This window comes from Rathayibacter sp. AY1G1, from assembly GCF_002932095.1.
GTDB lineage: Bacteria > Actinomycetota > Actinomycetes > Actinomycetales > Microbacteriaceae > Rathayibacter.
Window position 1 is genome coordinate 1 of record NZ_PSUZ01000009.1, and the last position, 17,359, is coordinate 17,359.

Genomic DNA, 17,359 nt, shown 5'->3' on the forward strand with positions numbered 1-17,359 from the left:
GTGCTCGACGACCTCGGCGACGGTGAAGAGGGTGTCGTCGAGGTCGGCCTCGCTCTCCTCCCCCGACAGGTCTGCCTCGATCTGGTCGAAGACGGCCTCGAGCAGCTCGGCGTCGGGCTGGGCGAAGGAGCCGCGCGGGCGCAGGTCGCGGGTCATCGCGAAGAGGTCGGTCAGCACCTCGACGGCCTCGTCGGCCTCGAGGTGCTCGTGCTGCATGCCCACCTCGGCGAGGTGCGAGCGGTACCAGCTGCGGAACCGCACCATCAGCGCGGTCTCGGCCGTGCGGCCGCCGCCCTGACCGCCGGACCCGCTCTGACCGCCTCCGGATCGTCCCTGGTTGCGCTTCTTGCCCATGATTCCTCCGCGACCGCTCCACTCACGACGAAGCGCTCCAGCCTACCCAGTGCGGGCGCGCGGCGGCACGCGCGGTCGCCCCCTGTTCACCCTGTGCGCACCGGGTCCGCTCCCTCTGATGCGGCCGATCGCCCGAGTCCCGGGATCCGCGCGCTGTGGGAGTCCTCGCCGCCCGGGCCCCTGCCACACGGGTCGCGATGATGAGAAATCTCGCAGCGATCGGGCGGCGAGGCTTGCGCTCGGACCCTCCGCTTCGGTGGAGTGTCCGGATGACCGACACGACGGACACCGCCGAGACCGCTCCCGGGAAGGCGTCGCTCAAGCGGGTGATCACCGGGCCGCTGCTGTTCGCCTTCATCGTGGGCGACACACTCGGCGCCGGCATCTACACCCTGGTCGGCACGATGGCCGAGGACGTGGGCGGCGTGATCTGGCTGCCGCTGCTGATCGCGCTGGTCGTCGCCCTGCTCACGGCGGGCACGTACGCCGAGCTGATCACCAAGTACCCGCACGCCGGAGGGGCGGCGCGCTACGTGGACCGCGCGTTCGGGAAGCCGTACCTCTCGTTCCTGATCGGCTTCCTGATGATGGCGTCCGGCATCACGACGGCGGCCTCCCTGGCGAACGCGTTCGCCGGCGACTACCTCGGGGCTCTGCTGGACGTGCCGCCGATCCCCACCGCGATCGTCTTCATCGCGATCCTCACCCTGGTGAACCTGCGCGGGGTGAAGGAGTCGCTGACCGCGAACCTGGTCGCCTCGGTGATCGAGGTGAGCGGACTGGTCATCGTCATCGTCTGCGCCGCGGTCTTCTTCGGCTCCGGCGACGGCGACGCCTCCCGCGTGCTCGAGTTCAACCCCGACGTCGCTCCGCTGCAGGGGGCGTTCGCCGCCTCGATCGTCGCCTTCTTCTCGTTCCTCGGCTTCGAGGCCGCGGCGAACATGGCCGAGGAGGTGCGGAACCCCTCGAAGGTCTACCCGCGGGCCCTCTTCGGTGCGCTGATCACCGCCGCCGTGGTCTACCTCCTGATCGCGCTCGGCGCCGTGATCGTGCTGCCGAACGACGAGCTCGCGGCCTCCAGCGGCCCCCTGCTGGACGTGGTCGCGGCGAGCGGAGTGGCGGTGCCGCCGTGGCTGTTCGGCCTGATCGCGCTCGTCGCCATCGCGAACGGCGCTCTGCTGTTCATGGTGATGGCGTCGCGGGTCGGCTTCGGGCTCGCCACCTCCGGGCTGCTGCCGAGCGCCTTCGGGAAGGTGCTGCCGGGCCGCCGCACGCCGTGGGTGTCGATCGTGGTCGTCGGCGGAGTCACGATGCTGCTCAGCCTCATCGGCGACGTCGGCACTCTCGCCGAGACGACGGTGCTGCTGCTCCTGCTGGTGTTCATCGCGGCGAACGTCTCGGTGCTGGTGCTGAAGAAGGACCGCGTCGACCACGCCCACTACTCCGTGCCGCGCGTGGTGCCGGTGCTCGCGACCATCGCGAGCGTGGTGCTGCTGACGCAGCAGACGGGCGTGGTCTGGCTGGCGACAGCGGGCTACGTGGTCGTGGGGACGCTGCTGTTCCTCGCCACCCGCCTGGGGAAGCGGAAGCACGCGGAGCGGACCCCGGACTGATCCGGGCCGGCGGCGATCCGTCGCGAGCGGCCCGTCCGCGGATCTCGTGCGGGCCGTTCGCGACGGATCGATCGCGGGGGGCGGTGAGGAGTGGGATCGTGAGGGGATGACCGTCACGCTCGAGCCGATGCCCCCCGTTGCTCTCGCCACCTGGATGCGGGTCCAGCGCTCGGCGTACATCGAGGACCGGATGCGGGCGGGCGACGACGAGGCGGCCGCGACCCGCAACGCCGACGCCTCGTACGAGAAGTACTTCCCGGGCGGCTCCCCCGCCGCCGGGCACGACGTGCTCCTCGTCTCCGAGGACGGCCGCGCGGTCGGGTCGCTCTGGCTCGGCCCGCACCCGAGCGGACTCGAGGGCGTCGGGTACGTCTGGGACGTGCAGATCGACGCCGCCGCGCGCGGCCGCGGCCTCGGCCGGGCGGCGATGCTGCTCGCGGAGTCGCACGTCCGCTCCCAGGGCGGCTCCGCCCTCGCGCTGAACGTGTTCGGCTTCAACACCGCCGCGCGGGCTCTGTACGAGTCGCTCGGCTACGAGACGACGTCCCTGCAGATGCGCAAGCCGCTGGTCTGAGCGGGGCCGCTCGACGCCGGGCAGGGGCACGACCCGGTCGCGTAGAACGCCGCACGCCGTGCTCGAGGGCGGACGCCGACGGGCGCCCACCGACGAGCACGGCGGCGGCAGTGGTGGAACCGCCGGGGATCGGCGGGACCCTGCGGTCAGCTCGTGGAGGCGACGGCGGTCGGGTCGCCGGTGCCGGACGGACGCGGGGCGTCACTCGATCCCGTCGCCACCGACGCGCCGGTCGGAACGACGGTGCCGCCGGTCGCCATCCCCCGGCCGAAGGCCTGGCCCTGGAGGATCGCGCCGAGGTCGACGCCGGTCGCCGACCTGACGCTGTCGAACGTCGCGGCGAGACCCGCCGCCTGCTCGCGCGCGATGTGGGTGCCGGCGGTGTCGCCGCCGATCAGCGTCACCGAGCCGACGTTCTGGTAGCCCTTCGCGAACTCGGCCATGAGCGAGGGCAGCTGCCCGATGAGCTCGCGACCCAGGATCGCCTCCTGATTCTCGCGGAGCGCCTCCGCCTCGGCCGCGATGGCCGCCGCGCTCGCCTCGCCCTTCGCGCGGATGGCCTCCGCCTCGGCGGTCGCGTTCGCGCGCAGCGCCTCGGCCTCGGCGCCCGCCTTGGCCCGCAGTGCGTGGGCCTCGGCCTCGGCGCGGGCGCTCACGGCGGCGGCCTCGGCGGCGGCGGACGCCTGGCGCGCCTCTGCCTGGCGCTGGACGGCGTACGCCTCGGCGTCCGAGACCTGCTGCGCGACCTGGCGGTCCGTCTCGGCCTTCTTCTCGCGTCCGTAGGCGTCGGCGTCGGCCTCGGTCTGACGGCGGTACTTCTCGGCGTCCGCGACGCGCTTGACGTCGGCGTCGAGCTCGGCCTGCCGGTTCTCGGCGCGCTGCACGAGGACGGCCTGCTCGCGCTCGGCGCGGGCCAGGTTCTCGGCCTGCTCGGCCTCGGCGTTGGCGCGGCCGACCTCGGACTTCGCGGCGGCGGTGTTCTTGTCGTAGGCGGTCTGCTCGATCAGGTTCGCCTCGTCCGTGGCCAGCTGGCGAGCCTTGACCTCGCGGGCCGCGTTGATCCGCGCGACGTCGGCCTCGCGGCGGACGCGCTCGATCTCCTGCGCTCCGAGCGCCTCGATGTAGCCGTTGCGGTCGGTGACGCCCTGGATGGCGAAGGAGTCGAGGACGAGGCCCTGGGCGAGCAGGTCGCCCTTGATGCCCTCGGCGATCTCGTCTCCCAGCTTCTGCCGGTCCTGCATGACCTCCTCGACGCTGAGCTTCGCGACGACGCCGCGGAGGGCGCCCTCGAGCTGCTCGGTCGTGAAGACGTCGATGGACTGGTCCTGCGACGCGAAGCGCTCGGCGGCGGCGCGGACCTGGTCGGCCGTGGACCCGATCTTGACCAGGGCGACGCCCGCGAGGTGGATGGTCACGCCGTTCTTGGTCTGCGCGACCGGCTCCATCTTGATCTGGCGGGAGCGCAGCGAGATGCGGTCGGACCGCTGGGTCAGCTTGTTCACGAACGCGCCGCCGCCGGTGATGACGGTCATGTTCGAGGTGAGGCCGTCCTCGCCCTTCTGCTTCTTCCCGACGATCACGATCGCCTCGTCGGCCTGCGGCACCTGGTACCAGGCGCGGAAGAGGAAGAAGCCGATGAGGGCGATCAGCAGGAGTGCGCCGACGGCGACTCCGGCGAGGACGATCCAGAGGAGATCCGGTTCCATGGGCGGGCGACCTTTCGTCCGACCCGCGCGACGCGGGTACCTGAGAGACGTACAGGTTCCATCGTGTCACAGCGCCTCGGACGGCCGCGTCGGCCGGAGGGGGGATACTGCGGACGCCGCCGAGAGCGGATCACGAGGGGGCGGGCCCGGAGGAGGACGCCACGAACGAGGGCGTCGCGCGGAGTGCCGCAGAGGAGATCAGTGCTGGGGTACCTGGACTCGAACCAAGAACAACTGAACCAGAATCAGCCGTGTTGCCAATTACACCATACCCCAATGGTCATCCGGAGGTGATCCCGGGACCAGGCGGCGACCAGATCGAGACCCGAGCGCCGAGAGACGACAGTACCCTACGCGGGCATCCCGCTCAAATCGAGCCGCGGACGACGCTGCCCTCGGACTCCGGGGCGGCCTCGCCGAGGCGGGCGCGGACGAGGTCGCGGTTGATCGCGGAGGCGACCTGGGCGCCCGATCCGGCGGCGACGATCAGCTGCTGCGGGCCGGGAGGGGTGACCTCGCCGGCTGCGTAGAGGCCGGGGACGGACGTGCGGCCACCGGCGTCGACGCGGAGGAAGCCGTCGGCGTCGCGGTCGGGGCCGGCCGCGTCCAGGTAGTCCAGCGCGGGCGTCCAGACGGGGCGGACGAACGCCCCGGTGCGCGGGACGACGTCGCCGTCGACGAGGCGGACGCCGGTCATCTCGGCGCGCTCCCCGGCGAGGTCGGCGACCGGGCGCCGGTCGACCCGGATGCCGATGGAGGCGAGCAGCGACTCGTCGGCGTCGCTCACCGTCCCGACGCCGTTGGTGAAGACGATCAGGTCGGTCGACCACTGCGAGAGGAGCATGGCCCGCTCCGCGAGGTCGTCGGTCTCGCCGATCAGGGCGAGCGCCTCCCCCGCCTTCTCGTAGCCGTCGCACTCCATGCAGCTGTGCACGGCGGTGCCGTAGTAGGCGCGCAGGCTCGGGAGCGCGGGCGGCGTCTCGAGGAGCCCCGCGGCGACCACGACGGCGGTGGCGACGACGGAGCGGTCCGCGCTGCCGCGCACGCCGCGCGCGCCGACCACGAACTCGCCGCCGGAGCGCTCGACCGAGGTCACCAGGGCGTTGTGCACCTCGGCGGCCTCGTAGCGCTCGAACTCCTCGCGGCCGAGGCGGCGCAGCTCGAGCGGCGAGATGCCGTCGCGGGTGAGGAACCCGTGCGAGTGCAGGGTCGCAGCGTTCCGCGGGCGGTTGCTGTCGAGCAGCAGCACGCTCCGGCGCGCCCGGACGAGGTTGAGCGCGGTGGAGAGCCCGGCGGGGCCCCCGCCGATCACGACGACGTCGTATCGTCCGCCGACCGTCTCCGCCACGGTCAGGCCTGCCGGGAGGCGCCGAGGTGAGCGCCCAGGCGGTCGAGGCGGGCGATCGACTCCTGCTTGCCGAGGATCTCCATCGATTCGAACAGCGGCGGCGAGACGCGGCGTCCGGAGACCGCGGTGCGCAGCGGCCCGTAGGCGATGCGGGGCTTGAGGCCGAGGCCCTCGATCAGCGCGGAGGCGAGCGCCTCCTGGATCGAGGCCGTCAGCCACTCGGACGCGGGGACGAGCTCGAGGGCGCCGATCGAGGCGGCGAGCACCTCGCCGGCGTTCGCGGGCAGGCCCTTCAGCGCGTCCTCGTCGTACTCGAGCGCCTCGGAGGCGGTGAAGAGGAACCCGAGCATGCCGGGGGCCTCCCCGAGCAGGCCGATCCGCTCCTGCACGAGGGGCGCGGCGGCGTCGAGCACCGCGCGCTGCTCGGCGGTCGGCTCGCCCGCGAGCACTCCGGCCGCCACGAGGTACGGGATCGTCCGCTCGGTGAAGTCGTCGACGGCCAGGAGGCGGATGTGGTCGCCGTTGATCGACTCGGCCTTCTTGAGGTCGAAGCGGGCCGGATTGGGGTTCACGTCGGCGACGTCGAAGGCGGCGACCATCTCGTCGATCGAGAAGACGTCGCGATCGTGCGTGAGCGACCAGCCGAGCAGGGCGAGGTAGTTGACCAGGCCCTCCGGGATGAAGCCGCGGTCGCGGTGGTGGAAGAGGTTCGAGGACGGGTCGCGCTTGGAGAGCTTCTTGCTGCCGTCGCCCATCACGTAGGGGAGGTGCCCGAAGCGCGGGACGAAGGTCGTCACTCCGATGTCGATCAGCGCGTGGTACAGCGCGATCTGCCGGGCGGTCGAGGGGAGGATGTCCTCGCCGCGCAGCACGTGGGTGATCTGCATGATCGCGTCGTCGACCGGGTTCACCAGCGTGTAGAGCGGCTGGCCGTTGGGGCGCACCACGACGAAGTCGCTGAAGGAGCCGGCGGGGAACGTGATCGGGCCGCGGACCAGGTCGTCGAAGGACAGGTCGGCGTCCGGCACGCGCAGGCGCAGCGCCGGGGCGCGGCCCTCGGCGCGGAAGGCGGCGCGCTCCTCCTCGGTGAGATCGCGGTCGTGGTTGTCGTACCCGTGCTGCTTCGCGCGGCCGGCCGCCTCGTTGCGCGCGTCGATCTCCTCGGCCGTGGAGTAGCTCTCGTAGAGGTGCCCCGAGGCCGTCAGGCGCGCGATCACGTCGAGGTAGACATCGGTGCGCTCGGACTGCCGGTACGGGCCGTGCGGGCCGCCGACTCCGACGCCCTCGTCCCAGTCGAGCTTCAGCCAGCGCAGCGCGTCGAGGATCTGCTCCACGCTCTCCTCGCTGTCGCGGGCGGCGTCCGTGTCCTCGATGCGGAAGACGAACGTGCCGCCGGTGTGGCGCGCGTACGCCCAGTTGAACAGGGCGGTGCGGATGAGGCCGACGTGCGGGGTCCCGGTCGGCGAGGGGCAGAAGCGGACGCGGACGTCGCTCCCGGTCGCGGTCGTGAACGGGTGCGCGTCCGGCGCGCTTTCCTGGGGCGGGGTGAGCTCAGACATACGAGGCCGATCCTACCGGCGGGAGCCGGTGCGGCGCCCGGGATCGCGGGGGCCGTGGCGCCTCCGCCCCGGGCACGGTGCGCGCCTCGCGGCGACTGCTTCTACCGGACAGCACTGCTCCGAGTCAACGGACTCCCCGAGCGAGCAGGAGCAGTGGTGCGCTGACCCCGGGCCTCTCGTCGAGAGGGCCCGAGCGCCGCACCGCAGGCCGCGCCGGGCCTCCGCGCGAGCGTGCCCGGAAGGAGCACTGATGAGCACGATCGATCTCGACCCCCGCACCGACCGCCCGAGCGCCCTCACCGAGGCGGCACGGGAGGAGAAGGACGCCCGCACGCTCTCGCTCTTCCAGGCCGCGGTGAGCGCGGAGGCCGCCGAGGGCGCGCGCATCCGCGAGCGCATCGTGCTCGACCACCTGGGCCTGGCCGAGGCCATGGCCCGCCGGGTCTCCCGGAGCGGAGGCGACTGGGCGGATCTGCGCCAGGTCGCCTACGTGGGCCTCGTGAAGGCCGCCCGCCGCTTCACTCCCGAGCGCGGCGACAGCTTCGCCGCGTTCGCCGTCCCCACGATCACCGGCGAGCTCAAGCGCCACCTCCGCGACCTCGGCTGGATGATCCGGCCGCCGCGCGGCGTGCAGGAGCTGCACCGCCGCTCCGCCGTCGTCGCCGACGAGCTCGCGCAGGAGCTCGGCCGTCACCCCACCGACCAGGAGATCGCCCGCCGCCTCGGAGTGGACGCGACGGAGGTGGCCGACGCGCGCCTCGCGGGGCATCCGCTCTCCCTCGACGAGACCGTGGGCGAGGGCGGCGTCGGCCTGGGCGACACCCTCGGCGGCGAGGACGAGCGGCTGCTCGAGATCGACCGGCGGCACGGGCTCGCCGAGGCCCTCGCCGAGCTCGAGGAGGGCCAGCGCGAGCTCCTGCGCATGCGCTTCGTCGAGGAGCGGACCCAGCAGCAGATCGCCGACGCGCTGGGGACGACGCAGATGCAGGTCTCGCGCCTGCAGCGGCGGATCCTCGCGCAGCTCGCCGACCGGCTCGGCGCCCCCTCGCGCAGCCATCAGCCTCGCGCTCCCCGGGCCCGCGTGGCCACGGTCACTCCGGTCCGACCGGCGACGCGGCTGAAGTCCGCCTGAGGTGGCCCTCGGCACGCGACGGGAGCGACGAGAGGGCGGCGAGGACGTCGTCGACCTGGACCGCGAGCAGCGCCGGGTCCGGCTCGGCGGAGAAGACGTCGCCGCGGCGGAGGGAGGCGTCGGTCAGCACGACGTGCGGCCCCGAGGCCGGAGGGCCCCAGGCCTCGGGCGGTGCCGGACCGAAGATCACGACCGAGGGGACGCCGTACGCGGAGGCGAGGTGCGCGGCTCCGGTGTCGACGGTCACCACGACCTCGGCGGCCGCGACGACCGCGGCGAACCCGCTGAGCGCGAGCTCCCCCGCCAGCACCTCGCCCGTGCCGGCGAGCTCGGCGACGCGGCGGGCGCGGTCGGCCTCGTTCGCGCCCCCGGTGTAGACGACGCGGTGCCCCTCGGCGGTGAGGGAGCGGGTCACCGCGGCGAAGCGCTCCTCCGGCCACTCGCGCGAGCCGTAGAAGGCCCCGATGTGCACGACGGCGGCTCCGGGGGCCGAGGCGGGCTCCTCCGGGACGGCGATCGCGACGTCCTCGGGGTCGGCGTCGAGACCGATCGAGTTCACCAGGCGGGCCCAGCGGGCGCGCTCCAGCTCGCCGTCGATCCAGAGCGGCCGCGGGTCCTCCGGGCCCGCGCCCGGGTCCAGCGTCGGGACGCGGAACTCGAGCGTGCGCTCGGGCGCGATCTCGCGCAGCCGCAGCCGCGACTCCGGGCCGTTGCCGTGGAGGTTCACGCCGAGCTCGACCCGGCCGGCGGCCATCGGCAGCGGGTCGTCGAGTCCGCGGAGGGTGGGCACGAGCGCGTCCAGGCCCTCGACGAGGTCGACGATCGGCTCGAGCCAGGGCGTGGTCGCCATGATCAGCCGGTGGTCCGGGAAGCCGCGGCGCAGGGCCTTGAGCGCCGGGACGGCGACGAGCAGGTCGCCGAGCTTGAGGGCGCGCAGCGCGAGGATCTCCGGAGTCCCGTCCGGGGCGGTGAGAGCGCGCACGGCGCCTCCTTTCTGTCGGAGTCCCCGTACCCCGCTGCGCGCACCTCAGACGCGCCGCCCGCAGATGCGAGCGACGCGCCCGGAGGGACCGACTTCTCCGGAAGGGGGTTTACATCCCCGGTCGAGGGGTACGAGGAGAAGGTGAACGACTCCTCCTCCCGGAGCGCCGACGAGCGCGCGAGGGCCCCGCGCCTGCGGGGGATCCTCTTCGACCGCGACGCGACGCTCGTGGTCGACGTGCCCTACAACGGCGACCCGGCGCAGGTCTCCCCGATGCCCACCGCCCTCGCCGCGGTCGAGCGGGCGCGCGAGGCGGGGCTGGCCGTGGGCGTGGTCACCAACCAGTCCGGGATCGCCCGCGGGATCATCGACCGCGGCCAGGCCGACGCGGTGAACCGGCGCGTGGACGAGCTCTTCGGCGGCTTCGACGTGTGGATGCTCTGCCCCCACGGCCCGGAGGACGACTGCTCCTGCCGGAAGCCCCGGCCCGGCATGGTTCTCGGCGCCGCCGAGCAGCTGGGACTGCCGGCACGGTCCCTCGCCGTGATCGGCGACATCGGGGCCGACGTCGGCGCCGCCGCCGCGGCCGGCGCCCGGGGAGTGCTGGTGCCGACTCCGGTCACCCGCGCCGAGGAGGTGGACGCCGCTCCGCTGCAGGCGGCGACGCTCCTCGAGGCGGTCGAGCTGCTGCTCGCGATGCAGCCCGACGAGGACGCCGAGTGAGGCGCCGCGTGCTCGTCGCCCGCCTGGACAGCGCGGGAGACGTCCTGCTGTGCGGACCCGCCGTCCGCGCGATCGCGGCCGACGCCGAGGTGCTGCTGCTGAGCGGTCCGCAGGGAGCGCCCGCGGCCGCGCTGCTGCCGGGTCCCTCCTCCGTCCGCACCTGGTGGTGCCCGTGGATCGGCGACGCCTCCCGCCCCGTCGACGCCGAGCTCGTCGACGAGCTGCGCGCGATCGTCGAGGAGTTCGCGCCGGACGAGGCCGTGATCCTCACCTCCTTCCACCAGTCGCCGCTTCCGCTGGCCCTGCTGCTCCGCCTCGCCGGTGTCGCCCGCATCACGGGCGCCTCGGTCGACTTCGCGGGCGCCCTGCTCGATGTGCGCCTCGTCCCGGGCGAGACCCTCGAGGAGGACCAGCCGGAGCCGGAGCGCGCGCTCGCGATCGCGGCGGCGGCCGGCTTCGCGCTGCCCGCCGGCGACGACGGACGGCTCCGCGTGCGCCCCGAGGGCGTGCTGCCCGCCGCTCTCGAGGGGATCGGCCCCTACGCGGTCGTGCACCCCGGGGCAGCCGTCCCCGCCCGCGCCTGGCCCGCGGCGAACGCGGCCCGCGCCGTCGAGCTGCTGGCGGACGCGGGCCTCGCCGTCGTCGTCACCGGCGGCCCGGGCGAGCGCTCCCTCACGGCCGAGGTCGCGGGCTCCCGCGGCATCGACCTCGGCGGGGCGACGGACTTCCCCGGCGCCGCCGAGGTGCTGGCCGGCGCCGAGGTCGTGATCTGCGGCAACACCGGCCCCGCGCACCTCGCCGCCGCGGTCGGCACCCCCGTGGTCAGCCTCTTCGCGCCGGTCGTCCCGGCCGTGCGCTGGGCGCCCTACGGCGTCCCGGTCGCGCTGCTCGGCGACCAGGAGGCGCCCTGCGCCGGCTCGCGCGCCCGCGTGTGCCCCGTCCCCGGCCATCCCTGCCTCGCGGGGGTGAGCGCCGAGGAGGCGGTCGCCGCCGCCCTCCGACTCCGACCCACGACTTCCCCGAGAGAGGCCATCGCATGAGGATCCTGCTCTGGCACGTGCACGGCGGCTGGGCGGACGCCTTCGTCCGCGGCGCCCACACCTACCTGCTCCCCACGACTCCGGCCCGCGACGGCTGGGGCCTGGGCACCGGCGGCCGCGACTGGCCGAGCGCCGTCGAGATCGCCCCCGAGGAGCTGCACGACGCCGACGTCGACGCGGTCCTCCTCCAGAGGCCCGAGGAGCTCGCCGAGGCCGAGCGCCTGCTCGGGCGACGCCTCGGCCGCGACGTGCCCGCCGTCTACGTGGAGCACAACACCCCCCGCGGGGACGTGCCGGACAACCGCCACCCGCTCGCCGACCGCGACGACCTGCTGATCGTCCACGTCACCCACTTCAACGCCCTGATGTGGGACACCGGATCGACTCGGACGACGGTGATCGAGCACGGGATCCACGACCCGGGCCCTCTTTACACCGGCGAGCTGCCGCACTTCGGCGTGGTCGTCAACGAGCCCGTCCGCCGGGGCCGGGTCGCCGGGACCGACCTGCTCCCCCGCTTCGACGCCGTCGCTCCGCTGGACGTCTTCGGGATGAAGACCGACCGGCTCGCCGAGCTGCCGGGTCTGGAGGACGTGACGGTCCTCGGCGACGTCCGCACGCAGGCGATGCACGCGGCCCTGGCCCGCCGCCGGGTCTACCTGCACCCGTTCCGCTGGACCTCCCTCGGCCTCGCGCTGCTGGAGGCGATGCACCTCGGGATGCCCGTCGTCGCGCTCGACGTGACGGAGGCGGGGCGCGCCGTCCCGCCCGAGGCCGGAGCGGTCTCGAACGACCTTGACTCCCTTGTCGCCTCGGCCCGGGCGCTCATCGAGGACCCGGACCGCGCCGCCCGCGCCGGCGCCGTCGCCCGCGAGGCCGCGCTCGCGCGCTACGGCCTCGCCCGGTTCCACCGCGACTGGGACGAGGTCCTCGCCGACCTCCCCGGACGCCGGTCGCCGGAGCCCGCTCTGGAAGGGAGCACCCGATGAAGCAGCACCTCTCCGCCGCGCCCGCGCTCACGATCGCCATGGTCTCGGAGCACGCGAGCCCGCTGGCGACCCTCGGCGGCGTCGATGCCGGCGGCCAGAACGTCCACGTGGCGGCGCTCGCCGACGCGCTCGCCCGCCGCGGCCACCGCGTTGTCGTCTACACCCGCCGCGACGACCCCTCCCTGCCCCGGCGCGTGCCCTTCACCTCGGGAGTCGAGGTCGTGCACATCGACGCCGGGCCGCCGCGCCGGGTGTCCAAGGACGAGCTGCTGCCCTTCATGGGCGACTTCGCCGTCGACCTCGCCGAGGAGTGGCTGCAGGAGCGGCCGGACCTCGTGCACAGCCACTTCTGGATGTCCGGGGTCGCCGCGCTCGACGCCTCCGAGCGGGTGGAGCGAGCCACGGGTCGGCGCGTGCCCGTCCTCCACACCTTCCACGCGCTGGGCGTGGTCAAGCGCCGCCAGCAGGGCGCGCTCGACACCAGCCCCGAGGAGCGCGCCTGGCTCGAGCCCGGAGTGGGCCAGAAGGCCGACGGCGTCGTCGCCACCTGCTCGGACGAGGCCTTCGAGCTCAAGGGGCTCGGCGTGCCGACCTCGCGCATCTCGGTGGTGCCCTGCGGTGTCGACATCGACCGGTTCTCGGTCGAGGGCCCGGTCGCGCCCCGCGGCGAGGGCTCGCGGCTGATGACCATCGGACGCCTGGTGCCGCGCAAGGGCATGGGCATCGCGATCGAGGCGCTCGCGCACCTGGTCGCGGCCGGCCACGACGCGGAGCTCGTCGTCGTCGGGGGATCCGGCTCCGGCGACGCGCTGACGGCGGACCCCGAGTACCAGCGGCTGCACGGCGTGGCCGAGAGCCTCGGCGTCGCGGACCGCGTCGACTTCGTCGGCCAGCTCTCGCAGACCGAGATGCCCGCGATGCTCCGCTCGGCCGACGTCGTGGTCTGCGCGCCCTGGTACGAGCCGTTCGGCATCACTCCGCTCGAGGCGATGGCCTGCGGCGTGCCGGTCGTCGCCTCCTCCGTCGGCGGCCTGATCGACACCGTGGTCGAGGACGTCACCGGGGTCCACGTGCCTCCGCGCGACCCGGTCGCCCTGGCCGCCGCCCTCGGCTCGCTGCTGGAGGACCCCGACCGCGCCGGCGCCTACGGGGCCGCCGGCCGCGAGCGCGTCGAGTCCCGCTACTCCTGGGACCGCGTCGCCGCCGACACCGAGCGCGCCTACGTCACGACCCTCGCCGGCCTCGGCGACGAGTCGCTCCTCACCGGCGCCACGAGCGCACCCTCATCCCCCACCACCCGGAAGGCGGCTCCGCGACGATGACCATCGACACCGCGACCATCGACACCGTTCTGGACACCCCGGCCGACGCCGGCCGGCGCCTCGTCGACGACCACATGGCGCGCGCGCTCGACGCGGTCGCGCAGCTGGAGCGCCACTCCGACAGGATCGCCGCCTGGGGCGTCGAGCTCGCCGACCGCCTGCACTCCGGCGCGCGCCTGCTCGCCGCGGGCAACGGCGGCTCCGCGGCCGAGGCGCAGCACCTCACCGCCGAGCTCGTCGGCCGCTTCGACGGCGACCGCGTCCCCTTCTCCGCCATCTCGCTGCACGCCGAGACGTCGAGCCTGACCGCGATCGGCAACGACTACGGCTTCGACCACGTGTTCTCGCGCCAGGTCACCGCGCACGCCCGGGCGGGGGACGTCGTGGTGCTGCTCTCCACCAGCGGACGCAGCGCGAACCTCCTCCACGCCGCGGAGGCCGCCCGTGCGGCGGGCGCCCGGTCGTGGGCGCTGACCGGCGAGGGGCCGAACCCGCTCACCGAGCTCTGCGACGAGGCGATCGCCCTCGAGGGCCACGGCTCCAATGTGCAGGAGGCGCAGCTGGTGCTCGTGCACGCGCTCTGCCGGGCCTTCGAGCACCGGATCCGCGCACGGACGGCGGCCGCCGCGTGAGCCGCCTGCGCCTCGTCGTCGTCGGCGACGTGATGCTCGACGTCGACCTCTCCGGACCCGCCGAGCGGCTGAGCCCGGACGCCCCCGTCCCCGTGGTCGACGTGTCGGCCCGCAGCGCCCGCGCCGGCGGTGCCGGGCTCGTCGCCCGGATGCTCGCCCGCGATGGGCACGAGGTGACGCTGGTGACCGCGCTCGCCGAGGACTCGGATCCGGACGTGGCGGAGCTGCGCGCCGAGCTGTCCGGCGTCCGCCTGGTCGCCGGACCCACGGGAGCGCCGACGCCGGTGAAGACCCGCGTCGCCGCCTCCGGTCAGGCGGTCGTGCGGATCGACCGCGGCTGCGAGACGCCGCCCGTCCCCGGCGTCACCGACGCCATGCTCGCCGCGCTCGCCGACGCCGACGCCGTGATCGTCGCCGACTACGGCCGCCGCCTGACCGAGGAGCCGTCGCTCCGCACGGCGCTCGACGCGCTCACCGTGCCGCTGGTGTGGGATCCGCACCCGCGGGGCTCGCAGCCGGTCGCCGCCACCTCCCTCGCCACCCCGAACCTGGCCGAGGCCACCGCCTTCTCGGGAGCCGTCGGCCGCGGAGTGACGCGCGCCGAGTCCGCCGCGACCACCCTCCTCGAGCGCTGGGGCTGCGGTGCGGTCACCGTGACGATGGGATCCTCCGGCGCCCTGCTGCGCTCCCGCGGCGCCGGCGTCCCGGTCGTCGCACCGGCCGTCGCCGTGCCGCCCACCGACCCGTGCGGCGCGGGCGACCGGTTCGCCGCCTCGGCCGCCGTCGCCCTCGCCGAGGGCGCGAGCACGTCGGAGGCGGTGCAGGCGGCGGTCGCCGCGGCCGGCGCCTACCTCCTCGCGGGAGGGGTCGCCTCCCTCTCCGCTCCCGCCGACCCCGCACCCCTCCACGGCGGCGGGGTGGACGCCCTGCGCGTCGCCGAGTCCGTCCGCGCGGCAGGAGGAACGGTGGTCGCGACGGGCGGCTGCTTCGACCTGCTCCACGCCGGCCACGCCCGCACCCTCTCCGCAGCACGGGCTCTCGGCGACTGCCTGATCGTCTGCCTCAACTCGGACGACTCCGTCCGGCGCCTCAAGGGCGCGGCGCGGCCGATCATCCCCGAGGACGACCGCGTCGACCTGCTGCTCGCGCTCGAGTGCGTCGACGCCGTGCTGGTCTTCGGCGAGGACACGCCGGACGAGGCGCTGCGCCGCATCCGCCCCGACGTCTGGGTGAAGGGCGGCGACTACTCCGCCGAGTCCCTCCCCGAGACGGCGACGGTGGCGGAGTGGGGCGGCCGGGTCCTGACCGTGCCGTACCACCCGGGCCGCTCGACCACCCATCTCGCCGCCGCGCTCGCGCGCGTCGGCTGACCCGCGGCCCACGAGGCCCGCAGACCACCCCCGGAAGGAAACCATGAGCACCACTCCCACCCCCATCGGCCGCGTCCTGATCACCGGAGGAGCCTCCGGGCTCGGTGCGGCCGTCGCCGCCGCGGTCGCCGCCGCCGGCGGCTCCCCGATCGTGCTCGACCGCGACGTCTCGTCGGTGAAGGAGGGCGTCGCCGCCTACCAGGTCGACGTCGCGAAGACCCGCGAGGCCGAGAAGGCGGTCGTCGAGATCGCCCGCGAGCACGGCGGGCTCGACGCCGTCGTGACCGCGGCCGGCATCGACCGCTGCGGCCGCCTCGTGGACGTGGAGCCGGAGGAGTGGGAGCGCGTCATCTCCGTCAACCTCCTCGGCACCGCGGCCGTCGTCCGGGCGGCCCTGCCCTTCCTCACCGAGACCCACGGCCGCGTCGTCACCGTCGCCTCCTCGCTCGCGATCAAGGCCGTCTCGGACGCGACCGCGTACTGCGCCTCGAAGTTCGGCGTGCTCGGCTTCACCCGCGCGCTCGCGGCCGAGACCAAGGGCGAGATCGGCGTGACCACGCTGATCCCGTCGGGCATGAAGACGCGCTTCTTCGACGACCGCGACGAGCAGTACAAGCCGGGTCCGGACGCGCTGCTGAACGATCCGGAGAACGTGGCGAACGCGGTCATGTTCGTCCTCGGCCAGCCGCGCGGCTGCGAGGTCCGCGAGCTCGTCATCACGCACGAGGAGGAGCCGTCCTGGCCGTGATCCGCTGATCCGGGCGCGCCCCGGATCCCCCTCCGCGAGACGCCGCCTCGGTTCGCACGCCCCGGCGCGTCGCGTACCGAGGTGGCGTCTCGCGGTTCAGCGGGTGGTGGCGAGCACCCCGCGGACGTCCTCGAGCACCGCCTCGACGCGCACATCGCCGACGAACGTGACGTCGTGCTCGCAGCGCGGAGCGGTCCAGCCGACCTGCGTGGCGTCGCGCCCGCAGACCGGGCAGTGCGTGGTCCAGCTCAGCTGCACCCGATGGCGCTGCCGCCCGAGGGCCGCGGCGTTGATCGCGTTGCCCACCCAGAAGACCCCGACCGTCGGAGCGCCGACCGCGGCGGCGAGATGGCGGGGTCCGGAGTCGTTGCCGAGCACGAGGTCGGCGAGCGAGAGCAGCGGAGCGAGGTCCGGGAGGTCCACGACGCCCGCCCAGGAGACCGCTCCCGGCGCTCCGGCGACGATCTCGTCGGCGGCGGGCACGTCCGAGGCGTCGCCCACCACCAGCACGCGCGCGCCGTCCGCCAGCAGCTCCGTCGCCACGGCGGCGAAGGAGGCGGCGGGCCAGCGCCGGCGGGGATCGGTCGCGCCGGGGTGGATCAGCACCAGCGGGCCGCCCGCGGGCAGCGCCGCGGCGAGGCGGTCCCGCCGCTCCGGATCCACGGCGAGCGCCGGCTCGAGGCGTGTCGCGGGCGCTCCTGCCAGCCCGACGATCTCGAGCGCCCGCAGCATCTCGTGCTGGTAGTAGACGTAGGGGATCGTGCGCTCGAGCTCCGCGGCGTCGTCGGTGCGCGACCCGACCGTGTGGCGCGCGCCGAGGCGCTGGAGGAACGGGTTGGAGTAGCGCCCGCCGCCGTGCAGCTGCACGGCCAGGTCGAAGCGGCGCGCGCGCATCCGCTCGGTGAAGTCCTCGACGACCCGGGGGTCCTCCCCCTCTCCGTCGCGGACGCCCTGCGCCACCGGCAGGATCTCGACGTCGGCGATCGGCGACTCGACGCCCGTCAGCAGGACCCGGTGCGCGGGCGTCCCGAGCAGGGTGATCTCGGCTCCCGGGTAGGCGGCCGCGAGGGCGTCGACGGCGGGCAGCGCGAACAGCAGGTCGCCGAGTCCGCCGCCGCGCAGGACGGCGATCCTCTCGACTCCGGCGAAGGGCTCTCGGAGGGGGGCGATGGCGACCACGACGGGTTCCTCTCAGGTGCGGAGGGCGCGCGGGCGCCGCTCCGGGGACGGTGCACTCCTCCACTTCCCCGCCGGGACCGATCCGAAA

The 17,359-nt window shown here is 74.5% G+C and carries 16 protein-coding genes and 1 tRNA gene; 10 read left to right on the forward strand and 7 right to left on the reverse strand.

Features of this window, described 5'->3' with window-relative positions; all coding sequences use genetic code 11:
* Positions 1–354 (reverse strand): hypothetical protein (locus tag C5C36_RS06520; protein ID WP_146085313.1); only part of this gene is annotated, 354 nt, incomplete at its 3' end.
* A gap of 269 nt (positions 355–623) precedes the next feature.
* Between C5C36_RS06520 and C5C36_RS06525 the strand changes: the two genes are divergently transcribed.
* On the forward strand, positions 624–1,967 hold the full coding sequence (locus tag C5C36_RS06525; RefSeq protein WP_104226270.1) for an APC family permease: 1,344 nt from the start codon (positions 624–626) through the stop codon (positions 1,965–1,967).
* 106 nt (positions 1,968–2,073) lie between these two features.
* The gene (locus tag C5C36_RS06530; RefSeq protein ID WP_104309432.1) at positions 2,074–2,541 is read left to right on the forward strand and encodes an N-acetyltransferase; all 468 of its coding nucleotides are present in this window, start codon (positions 2,074–2,076) and stop codon (positions 2,539–2,541) included.
* Between the two features lie 146 nt (positions 2,542–2,687).
* Here C5C36_RS06530 and C5C36_RS06535 read toward each other — a convergent pair whose 3' ends face one another.
* The 4 genes from C5C36_RS06535 to gltX form a co-directional block, all read right to left on the reverse strand.
* On the reverse strand, positions 2,688–4,247 hold the full coding sequence (locus C5C36_RS06535; protein ID WP_104309433.1) for an SPFH domain-containing protein: 1,560 nt from the start codon (positions 4,245–4,247) through the stop codon (positions 2,688–2,690).
* A 204-nt stretch (positions 4,248–4,451) separates the two neighbouring features.
* Positions 4,452–4,523 (reverse strand) — tRNA-Gln (locus C5C36_RS06540).
* A gap of 91 nt (positions 4,524–4,614) precedes the next feature.
* Complete coding sequence (locus C5C36_RS06545) at positions 4,615–5,595, reverse strand: NAD(P)/FAD-dependent oxidoreductase (RefSeq protein ID WP_104276156.1); 981 nt, start codon at positions 5,593–5,595, stop codon at positions 4,615–4,617.
* 2 nt (positions 5,596–5,597) lie between these two features.
* The gene (gene gltX, locus C5C36_RS06550; protein ID WP_104309434.1) at positions 5,598–7,154 is read right to left on the reverse strand and encodes a glutamate--tRNA ligase; all 1,557 of its coding nucleotides are present in this window, start codon (positions 7,152–7,154) and stop codon (positions 5,598–5,600) included.
* Between the two features lie 250 nt (positions 7,155–7,404).
* Here gltX and C5C36_RS06555 point away from each other — a divergent pair, with 250 nt between their 5' ends.
* A complete protein-coding gene (locus tag C5C36_RS06555; protein WP_104226266.1) occupies positions 7,405–8,286 on the forward strand; it encodes a sigma-70 family RNA polymerase sigma factor in 882 nt (293 codons plus the stop codon).
* Here C5C36_RS06555 and C5C36_RS06560 read toward each other — a convergent pair.
* Positions 8,246–9,268, reverse strand: coding sequence for a glycosyltransferase family 9 protein (locus C5C36_RS06560; RefSeq protein WP_104309435.1), 1,023 nt, complete (start codon positions 9,266–9,268; stop codon positions 8,246–8,248). The genes C5C36_RS06555 and C5C36_RS06560 overlap by 41 nt on opposite strands.
* Positions 9,269–9,409: 141 nt before the next feature.
* Between C5C36_RS06560 and C5C36_RS06565 the strand changes: the two genes are divergently transcribed.
* From C5C36_RS06565 to C5C36_RS06595, 7 genes are read left to right on the forward strand one after another with little or no spacing between them, the layout of a single operon-like run.
* Complete coding sequence (locus C5C36_RS06565; protein ID WP_104309436.1) at positions 9,410–9,991, forward strand: HAD family hydrolase; 582 nt, start codon at positions 9,410–9,412, stop codon at positions 9,989–9,991.
* The gene (locus tag C5C36_RS06570) at positions 9,988–11,031 is read left to right on the forward strand and encodes a glycosyltransferase family 9 protein (RefSeq protein WP_104309437.1); all 1,044 of its coding nucleotides are present in this window, start codon (positions 9,988–9,990) and stop codon (positions 11,029–11,031) included. Before C5C36_RS06565 ends, C5C36_RS06570 begins: the two co-directional genes overlap by 4 nt.
* Positions 11,028–12,020, forward strand: coding sequence for a glycosyltransferase (locus C5C36_RS06575; protein ID WP_104309438.1), 993 nt, complete (start codon positions 11,028–11,030; stop codon positions 12,018–12,020). Before C5C36_RS06570 ends, C5C36_RS06575 begins: the two co-directional genes overlap by 4 nt.
* The gene (locus tag C5C36_RS06580) at positions 12,017–13,342 is read left to right on the forward strand and encodes a glycosyltransferase (protein ID WP_104309439.1); all 1,326 of its coding nucleotides are present in this window, start codon (positions 12,017–12,019) and stop codon (positions 13,340–13,342) included. The genes C5C36_RS06575 and C5C36_RS06580 overlap by 4 nt, the downstream gene beginning before the upstream one ends.
* Positions 13,339–13,974 carry an SIS domain-containing protein gene (locus C5C36_RS06585; protein WP_104309440.1) on the forward strand — a complete coding sequence of 212 codons (636 nt, stop codon included), beginning with the start codon at positions 13,339–13,341 and terminating at the stop codon, positions 13,972–13,974. The genes C5C36_RS06580 and C5C36_RS06585 overlap by 4 nt, the downstream gene beginning before the upstream one ends.
* A gap of 5 nt (positions 13,975–13,979) precedes the next feature.
* Positions 13,980–15,344, forward strand: coding sequence for a PfkB family carbohydrate kinase (locus C5C36_RS06590; RefSeq protein WP_104309468.1), 1,365 nt, complete (start codon positions 13,980–13,982; stop codon positions 15,342–15,344).
* A 43-nt stretch (positions 15,345–15,387) separates the two neighbouring features.
* The gene (locus C5C36_RS06595) at positions 15,388–16,092 is read left to right on the forward strand and encodes an SDR family oxidoreductase (RefSeq protein ID WP_104309441.1); all 705 of its coding nucleotides are present in this window, start codon (positions 15,388–15,390) and stop codon (positions 16,090–16,092) included.
* Positions 16,093–16,188: 96 nt separating this feature from the next.
* Here the strand turns inward: C5C36_RS06595 and C5C36_RS06600 are convergent, their stop codons facing one another.
* On the reverse strand, positions 16,189–17,271 hold the full coding sequence (locus C5C36_RS06600) for a glycosyltransferase family 9 protein (protein ID WP_104309442.1): 1,083 nt from the start codon (positions 17,269–17,271) through the stop codon (positions 16,189–16,191).
* Between the last annotated feature and the right edge of the window lie 88 nt (positions 17,272–17,359).

What these genes read in the sequence shown, in the direction of transcription:
- C5C36_RS06535 (WP_104309433.1), bottom strand. Translation starts at nt 4,247, where the DNA reads ATGGAACCGGATCTCCTCTGGATCGTCCTCGCCGGAGTCGCCGTCGGC.
- C5C36_RS06555 (WP_104226266.1), top strand. Translation starts at nt 7,405, where the DNA reads ATGAGCACGATCGATCTCGACCCCCGCACCGACCGCCCGAGCGCCCTC.
- C5C36_RS06525 (WP_104226270.1), top strand. Translation starts at nt 624, where the DNA reads ATGACCGACACGACGGACACCGCCGAGACCGCTCCCGGGAAGGCGTCG.
- C5C36_RS06585 (WP_104309440.1), top strand. Translation starts at nt 13,339, where the DNA reads ATGACCATCGACACCGCGACCATCGACACCGTTCTGGACACCCCGGCC.
- C5C36_RS06580 (WP_104309439.1), top strand. Translation starts at nt 12,017, where the DNA reads ATGAAGCAGCACCTCTCCGCCGCGCCCGCGCTCACGATCGCCATGGTC.
- C5C36_RS06575 (WP_104309438.1), top strand. Translation starts at nt 11,028, where the DNA reads ATGAGGATCCTGCTCTGGCACGTGCACGGCGGCTGGGCGGACGCCTTC.
- gltX (WP_104309434.1), bottom strand. Translation starts at nt 7,154, where the DNA reads ATGTCTGAGCTCACCCCGCCCCAGGAAAGCGCGCCGGACGCGCACCCG.
- C5C36_RS06530 (WP_104309432.1), top strand. Translation starts at nt 2,074, where the DNA reads ATGACCGTCACGCTCGAGCCGATGCCCCCCGTTGCTCTCGCCACCTGG.
- C5C36_RS06595 (WP_104309441.1), top strand. Translation starts at nt 15,388, where the DNA reads ATGAGCACCACTCCCACCCCCATCGGCCGCGTCCTGATCACCGGAGGA.